The sequence below is a fragment of the Parabacteroides sp. merdae-related_45_40 genome (assembly GCF_001915675.1).
Window position 1 is genome coordinate 1 of sequence record NZ_MNQY01000078.1, and the last position, 9,427, is coordinate 9,427.

Annotated in this window: 1 protein-coding gene and 1 pseudogene; one reads left to right on the top strand and one right to left on the bottom strand. The window is 41.8% G+C overall.

Annotated features, from left to right (window positions below):
* Positions 1–53: 53 nt before the first annotated feature.
* A pseudogene (locus tag BHV83_RS10625) lies at positions 54–1,585 on the top strand (sulfatase).
* A gap of 218 nt (positions 1,586–1,803) precedes the next feature.
* Here the strand turns inward: BHV83_RS10625 and BHV83_RS10630 are convergent.
* Positions 1,804–8,235 (bottom strand): YDG domain-containing protein, encoded by a 6,432-nt coding sequence (locus BHV83_RS10630; RefSeq protein WP_286757500.1) that lies wholly within the window; start codon positions 8,233–8,235, stop codon positions 1,804–1,806.
* Positions 8,236–9,427 lie beyond the last annotated feature (1,192 nt).

The window sequence follows — 9,427 nt, forward strand, 5'->3', positions numbered from 1 at the left end:
CTTTGTCATATCAGTAACTTTCACAGGAATATAAACCGAAAAACACAAACAAGATGGACAAACGAATCTTATTGCCTTTAGTAATCCTGCCCGCTTTCCAGACAGGAAACATGCAGGCAGCCGACCAGCCTGCCAAGCGGCCGAACATCATCCTCTTTATGGTTGACGATATGGGATGGGAAGACACTTCCCTGCCTTTCTGGACAGAAAAGACGCATTATAACGAAGTCTACGAGACGCCCAACATGGAACGACTCGCCCGCCAGGGAGTCATGTTCACCCAGGCGTATGCCAGTAGCATCAGCTCCCCGTCCCGTTGCAGCCTGATCACGGGGACGAATGCCGCCCGCCACCGTGTCACCAACTGGACGCTCCAGAAGAACAAGACGACCGACCGCAAAGACAGCCTGCTCGACATACCGAACTGGAACTACAACGGCGTCAGTCAGGTTCCGGGGACCAACAATACCTTCGTCGGGACTTCTTTCGTCCAGCTCCTGAAAAATAGCGGTTATCATACGATCCACTGCGGGAAAGCCCATTTCGGCGCGATCGACACTCGCACCACTGGGGATTCGAAGTCAACATTGCCGGTCATGCCGCCGGCGGTCTGGCAAGTTATTTAGGCGAAGAGAATTACGGCCATACGAAGGACGGCAAACCGACTTCGCTGATGTCCATCCCCGGCCTCGAAAAGTATTGGGGCACGGAAACATTCGCTACCGAAGCCTTGACATTGGAGGCGATCAAGGCGCTCGACAAGGCGAAGAAATACAACCAGCCGTTCTACCTCTACATGTCCCACTATGCCATCCATATTCCACTGAATAAGGACATGCGCTTCTACGAGAAATACAAAAAGAAGGGAATGACAGACCATGAGGCAGCCTACGCCACCCTGATCGAAGGGATGGACAAGAGCCTGGGCGATCTGATGGACTGGTTGGAAAAGAACGGGGAGGCAGACAATACGATCATCCTCTTCATGAGCGATAACGGCGGCCTTGCCTCTACGTCCGAATGGCGTGACGGCCCGTTGTACACGCAGAACTATCCGTTGCTGAGCGGCAAAGGTTCCCTTTGCGAAGGGGGTATCCGCGAACCGATGATCGTCAGTTGGCCGGGAGTAGCCCAACCGAATACCCGTTGCGACAAATACCTGCTGATAGAAGACTTCTACCCGACTATTCTGGAAATGGCCGGAGTGAAGGACTACGAGACGGTGCAACCTATCGACGGCATCAGCTTCGTTCCTCTGCTCACCGGGACGGGCGATCCTTCCAAAGGGCGTTCCCTCTTCTGGAATATGCCGAACAACTGGGGCAACGACGGTCCGGGCATCAACTTCAACTGTGCGGTCCGCAATGGCGACTGGAAACTGATTTACTATTACGGTACCGGCAAGAAAGAACTGTTCAACATCTCCGACGATATCGGCGAAAAGAACGACCTTAGCACCCGTCACCCGGAAATCGTCAAACGCCTCTCCAAAGAACTCGGCGACCACCTCCGTAAAGTAGATGCCCAACGGCCATCTTTCAAGGCGACAGGAAAGGCTTGCCCGTGGCCGGATGAGATAAATTAACATAGCATGGGACTGCGTCCTATATAGGCTGTTTTCTCAAAATAATAGAATGAGGCATAACCTCATATTGATCAAAATATAAATTAAAAAGAGAGTGAAAAGAAGAGAGTTTCTTTTTTGGCATAAGCAGGGAGGGGATACCGGACTGTCAGGAAACGAAAAGAAACAAAAAAGGGCATCCTCGTGGACGCCCTTTCTCATTCAATACTAAATATGGATTAGTATACATTTACCTTAATAACTTTCGTATTTCCGACATTGGTTAATTTCACAATGTAAATGCCTTTTGTTACCGGTATTCGCGCATAGCTACTGATACGTGCATTGTAGACGATCTTACCGATCATGTTCACAACGGTCACTTGTAGCGACTGAATCGGATTCACATAAATATTTCCCTTTCTTCCAAACACTTCCGTATTGGCAAGGGCTTCTTCAAGGCCGGTTGCAAAGTCAACCGTCACTTCACAAGTAGCGATCACGTCACCGATCTTAGCTGTGATCGTAGCTGTTCCGACTTTAAGCCCCTTTACGGTTACCTTGTTGCCATCGGCTGTCACGCTGGCGATCGTCGGATCGCTACTGCTCCATGTCACTGTTTTACCGGAAGGAGAAACAGTTGCTTCCAAAACGAATTCTTCGAGACGTGGAAGAGCTTTTGTCGTTGCATCCAAAGAGATCGTAACGTTTTCGTCTCCATCACCACCAGAAGGAGGAGTAACAGGGTCGGACTTGGTTACAGCCGTATTATTCACAATGATAACGCAATTGTCATTATCTGTTGCTTTTACAGAGAATGGATTAGAACCTGTAACAGTTACATATTGGTTAACACCAGCATTAGCTTTAACCGTTTCACCTGATTCACGAACTACATATGTAATATTATTCTTTAAATTAGTCGCATCTGTTGCCTTTTCCGGCAAAGTTGCCTCCAACGTAGATTTAGAAATATTACCTTTAGCCGTATTGCCTTCGGTAGCTAAAACATAGTTACTATTATTATCCTTCAATGCTAGCTTGATATCCTTATCTAAACCGACATTGGCATCGCCGGTAAATGTTGCCGTAACTGTCGGTACGGTCTCTTCTGTCAATAATCCCGTTGCAGAATAATCCGTCAAATCAATTGTATTGGTTCCATCATAATATTTACTTATCTGGCTGGTCACAATCAGTGTACGTTTAGAGATTTCACCACTCAAGGATATGGCTTTCAACTCATAGTTATCTGCATTATTTCCTTTCAGAACAATATCTTTTGACGGAAGAATACTTTTATTACCTGCATCTTTGCTTGTATAGTTGAACGATACACCTTCCAAATCAAGAGAAGCACCTTCGGCTGCATCCAACAGCAATGCGATATTGGCTGTTGTTGTACCGTCATACTCTTTATTTTGGCCGGACACAGTCACATTCAATGTAGCAGGAACCACATCAATAGTCTTAGAAGCAACAGCGTCACCTACTTTAACCAGGATAGCACCTGTTCCTACACCTGTTCCCTTAATATAATACTTATCATCGTTCTTCTTATATACAGTAATTACGGAAGGGGTTGTCGATTCCACCGTATAGGTTCCACTGACAGTTATGTTCAAGACTTTTTCTTCACTATAGCCAAGCTGGCTACCGACAGCCTTTGTCATCGGAGCTTTACGGGAATAGTAAGAAGCAGAAGCGACATTTTCCAAGCTGATCGTTACAGCAGGTGCTTGCTTTTCTTTAATGATAGTATTACCGGTTACGATTCCATCAGGATATGTCAACCTTGCAAATACTTTCCCTGTTTCTGTTGCATCAGCAATTTCCGGTGTGCCGAGATTTTCCCAGCCACCGTTATCGACAACCATGCCTGCAGCACCAGCATTTCCTTCCGTATTATAAGTTACGATAGTCGGAATTCCCTTTATAATGGAAACATCACCTCCGATCGGTTGAACACCTGCGTAATCGTAATTACGGAACGTAACACCAGTCATATCTATAGAATATTTGCCTGATGCCTCTTTCACACTGATTGTTCCGGTGTATAAGCCCGGTGTAGTAATCAGTTCACCATTTACAAGACCTTCAGCATCCAATTTATAAGACAATGAAGTTGTTTTGTAACTGCGCTTCACGTTAGATGCGAAAATGGAAGTGATCTTGGCTTTTGATATTTTGGCTGTCGGATTAGCCGGTTGAGCCAAGACATAGTTACCAGTATTGTTATTCAAAGAACATTCGCCTTTAAGAATTACAGTCTTCGCACTTTCACTGGCGTTCTTATCTGTAAAAGTGCCTGCTACACTTGTAGTATTGAGAGTAACCAATGATGCATCTTTTTCCAAAATACCTTCAGCCGTAAAAGAAACTTCGGCATCAAGTTTACCATCATAAACCTTATCCTTTGCAACAGCTTTGACCGTTACCAATTTAGGTTCAACCTTAATCGTTTGTTTAGCGATAGCTGTTACGTACTCCGCTTTAGTAGCTGTTATCGTTACAGTAGCCTCTCCTGCTTTTACAGCTTCTACTTCTGTCGAATCAGAATTGAACTTTATGGCTTCACCTGTAATAGTATAAACAAGCTTGGCATCAGCTTCCGTACTTGCAACAGCTATACCGGCTGTACTTCCGTAAGTCATACGGGCAGGAACCGATGTGAAGTTTACATTTTGCAATTTTGCAGCCAAATTAACTTCTCCGGAAGTTACTGTATCAGAAACAAGAGTTTCGTTTGCTACAACTGTAAGTTCTACTGTATACATTGCGGCTGTAAGTTTTATATTTTCAGTTTTGAAAGTACCGTCCTTTGCAACATTGACAGTTGTTCCAGGGCCAGAGCCATCTGTTTTCGGTATAACTGTCGCCTTCAACTGATCAGTCGGTGTACCACCATTGGACAAGATACGGCCAACAACAGATATAGAAGCCTGATCGCCTACTCCATTTACTGTTACAGCCGTGATTTCAGCTTTCGGTGCAACAGCATTCACTTGAAGTGAATCAGCTTTATAATAGATTTCGTAATTATTGGAAGTATAGCCATAAGGCATTATAGGATACTTACCTGCTAAAGATACATCGGTTGCCGGGCAATCAAATTGGAGTGTACCACCTAAAACACTCGCATCTTCGCCATTTACAAATGCAGTTCCATCAGCCAAAGCTGCTGTGAAAGTTTTGGTACTAACCTTACCAAAGTCTATTGCATCCGAAGTGGCAGTTTTATAAATCAGTTTCACTTTCTTGATCGTATCCATCACACCGGTTATTTCTGCCAGTTCGTAATAGTCACCATAACTATCTTTCAAAGCAGCCGTTACGGTCACCGGCTGTACGCCAGCGTCAGCAGAAAGAGCTTCACCTGTAGTCGGAACAGTAATAACACCTTCAGAAGTATGATCCCCCACAAGACCGTCCACTTTCATATCGGTTGTAACCAAACCAACCTCTTTGCTACCATTATAGGGTCTTGTCGTAGCCGTAATACCCGTGATAGTCAATGTCTTTTTCAGAACATCCAAAGACTGTGTAACAGCAGTATCACCCACAGCCAAAGTTAGATTAACCTTACCCGGTTTCAATATCTGCAAAGAGTCTTTTTCTATTTTCACTACCGCCTCGTTATCGACAGTAATCTTAACTTTTCCAGCTTTATAATAAGCACTGTCAACATTTGTCAGCAACGGCAAAGTAGGCTGTCCGTAGATAACGGATGCCGGAACAGAAGTAATCGCAAAGTCCAAACCGCCGGTAGCACCGTTAACCCAAACAGAAAAAGTTTTGTCTCCTTCTGTTACCTTTGTTTTGAACCATCCGTTACCAACGACATAACTTGCGGGTGCATCCACAGCATCAGATTTAATGGCAACTTTTTCTGCAAAGCAACATCCCGAACCGATTATAAATGCAGGAGATTCTGTAACTTCTTGTCCTTTATCCACATTTACACCATACCATTCGTTACCGGAAGTACAGAAATTGGTTGCAGAAACAGTTGAGCCGTTTACGATCAGACCGGCTGCTTTATTGTTTCTTGAGATTATATTATCCAATGTAACGCCAGTTGATATGTAGACATTAATACCACTACCTGAACCTTCTGCTAGAGATTTAGACCCATCTATTACCAAGTTTTTCAAAGCTACATCGTTTGCCTGAATACTAACAAGATGCTTACTGCTTCCATCTGAACCGGACCAATCATCGGCTGCAATAAGAATTGTGGAATCTTTATCGGTAATCGTACCCTGCAAGATCACAGCTTCTTTGATTGTCAACTGCTTGCTTAACTCATACGTTCCAACAGGAAGCAGTATAGTCTCACCCGCAATTGCATGATCGAGCTTGCTTTGCAAATCCTGTTCACCATAACAAATAAGTCCGGAAGCCGGATCATAAGTTTTTCCATTTATAGTCAACTTATCATGCGCTTTCTCTTCTTTATCCCGATATGAATAAACTGGATTTTCACCGATTTTTCCGTTCAATTGAGAATTAGTGATTTCAATCGTATTGTCTGCCAATACAGATTTATCACCAGAGCCATGCCAGCCTAAATTAATAATAGCGGCATGTAAAGTTTTTCCTTCCAGCTTATAATAATTTTCACCATAAAGAGCCGAAAGATGGCTACCCTTAACAGTAACCTTATTCCCATAAGAGCGGATATCCAATGCAGACAAGGCACGTACACCCGCCTCGTTAGTACCTATATTCTCATCAGTAGCCTCCAAAGTAGAACCGTCAATGGCGAGCGTCACACCATTATATTTTTCTTGTAATACAATGACTCCATATCCCTCATTTGAAATAGTAGCTGATTTCAGTGTGGCATTCTTTATATCTATAGACGTACCTGTACTTGCCAATGTCCCATCACCGGTCGTCAAACCGCCGGCACTTGTCATTATTGCAGCCCACCCTTTAATCGTACCACCATCAATCGATACTGTCTGTTTTTCATTGCGAACACTTACCCCATAATAGCGAGCTGTGATATCCGTATTCTTCAATGTCAGTTTAGCCCCGGCACCCATCAATCGCACACCATTATTTGCATTATCAATCATGCAATCAGTTATAGTAATATCTGGAGCTTCATTACCTTTATCCGTTCCTACTTCAATTGCATGTACATCAGTCGAAGAGGCAGACAAATGCAAATTATTGAAATTTACTTTTGTACCATATGTTGCTGTCACTTGGACTGTTCCGGTAAGGGTTGTTTTGTCTTTGCCGGCCCCCTCTATCGTAAGAGATTTATCCAAGACAAATTTCTGAGGAAAAGTAAAAGAACCTTCCGGGAAAACAACTTTATCACCATCCAAAATCGAAATTTTTGTCAGCAATGTTGTTATATCACTGGCGGCATTTCGTAAAGAGCCGTCTTGCTTATAAACGGTAATACAGGGTTTACCTCCCTCCGACTGGAATTTTACATTTTCGATGCCATTTATAGTTAATGCTGCCGTTGATGCCAAAGTAAATAAAGTCGGTGTATATATATCATTATTAGACTGAATAAGACAAGTATCAGCATCCACAGGGACAATTTTCCAAGTTCCTTTAGTGTTGTTACGGATATCGGCTACAACCATATAGGTATTGACACTCGATTGGATTTTCTTATTGGTTGCCGTGATACGACACTTCGAATCCATTGTCAAATCCATTTTTTGGCAATTATCCAATACAATTGTTCCAAAACCATCGGACGGTCCATTAAAATAAGAACGTCCGTTCAATCGGGTATCACTTATTTTCACAGTATGAGGGAAAGCATCCTGAACTTGATCGCCACGCAAGTACAAAGCAGACCAAGCTGTAATATCACTCCCTTCAATATTGATAACAACCGGTACAGCAGAAGCCTTTTGATTATTAGTAAACAGGGCATAATAGTTTACATCAACTACTGAGTTTTTTATATTATATGTAACCGGATCTTTGACCAAAGTCATTCTCGGCCAAGAACCGATACCGATCACATACGAATAACCAGAAGCACCTGCTGGTCCGTCAATTTTGCTATTCTCCATATTAAGTGTATGTCCGGCTCCATCCCTAAAACATAATCCTCTCTGAAAACCTTTTGACATATACATATGGGAAGCGACAAAATTCACCGTATTATTATCAACTTCAAGTTGGGAAACGATACCAAAACAAGTCGTAGAGCCACCATCGGCAGTACCAGCCCCTTCAATATTCAATTTAACGTCAAGAAAGGAAACCGTTGTATTGGATGATTTAATATCGACTAAGCCTCTTCCCGTCGCCGTTGTTGCTGCAATTTGCAAAGAACTAAAAGAAATATTTCCCTTTTCGGAAAGAGTTATATCGAACGGAGACTTTATGACAACTTTATTAGAATCAGTCCCAATAATACTAATCCCGGATTTTGTAATCAGGAAAGTTCCGGATGCAGCAGTATAGTCTCCATTCGATAGACTAACCACAATACTGTCTGATTCAGTTTTAGCATTAGCATCCCTCAAAATTTCGTCCAACGATATTTTCACAATAGGATCTTGTTCGGTTCCTGTACCTCCTGATCCACTCCCAGTCTTGTAATAAGTAATAGATTGAGCTTGCATCCATCCCACACTCGTTATCGCCATAAAGACTGATAACAACATAAGTAATCTTGTTTTCATAATTTTACCCTATTAAATTATTAATATTAAGTTTATTGAATAATCTATTTCCTTATACTTTTCTCACATCACTAACTTTACCCTATCTTATTCATTTCTAGAAAAATAGTTAACAATAGCAACATCATGTATTTTGACGACCGAAAACGATCGTTTTTTTTAGTCATTTTTAGGCTGGATGCGGGTTTAGATAATATCCTAAGTGAAATTTTACGATAACTATTGATAATTAAGGCGTTTTTATTTTGAAAAAGTTTGGAAGATTGAAAAAAAATGTTGACTTTTGAATGACTAAAAAAAACGATCGTTTATTTTAGTCATTTTTTTTGTAGATTTTTGATATGAAAATAATATTTGATTATCAAATGATATTAGTATTTTAGAAAAAACTCTTACATTTTTATTAGAAAACCTGCCAGGAGTTTTCTAAATGCATTTTCACAAAACAGTATTTTCGGAAAAATTTTCCACAGATATCGCACGTTCCTCCTTATACAGTTTTCACCCGATGCTATTTACAGTTTTTCAATCTGTTACGTTTATATTCCCCTTGCACGACACGTACGACCAACCCCTTTTTACATCACTGTGTAAGGGCTGCTTCCACAGTCCTTTTTTCATTCCGGGAATTTGGCCCTTTCCTATCGCCCCATGTGGCATAAAATTTTCACCTAACTTTAGAAAATGTTACTTGCTAATGATGGGATTGGAAATAGGTTTGAGAACCTCGTCTTTTTTAAGGAGCGCACTGAAGTAATCGCACCAAAATCACAACTAAATACCGTATTTCATATAAATATTGGTTCTTCGTCACTTTCGGGGCAGCAAATATGCTAAAGGGCTTTATCTATGGACTATAAATCAACAGTTCCTATTATGTAACATTGTCCGGTACGCATCAAGGAGTCCGGTCTGCGGTCAGTCTAGCAATCATGTGCTTGAACTACCCTGAAAGTGACGAAGAATCAGTTTTTCTGCAAATCTTCTATCACTCTATCACTACAAAAGTTTCAGATATTGATATTCAAGCGTTATAGCAGTGATACAGGATGTTTTCCTGTATCACTGCCTCTATCACTCCTGAAACAGGATATTTTTATCATATGATTGGAAACCAACATATTGCCTTCTGTTACTTTTGAAAAAGCATATAAAATAATCGAATAAACAAATGTAAAAACGAATATAATAG

Bases quoted from the DNA above. Each gene is read 5' to 3' on its own strand.
- BHV83_RS10630 (WP_286757500.1), bottom strand. From the start codon at position 8,235: ATGAAAACAAGATTACTTATGTTGTTATCAGTCTTTATGGCGATAACG.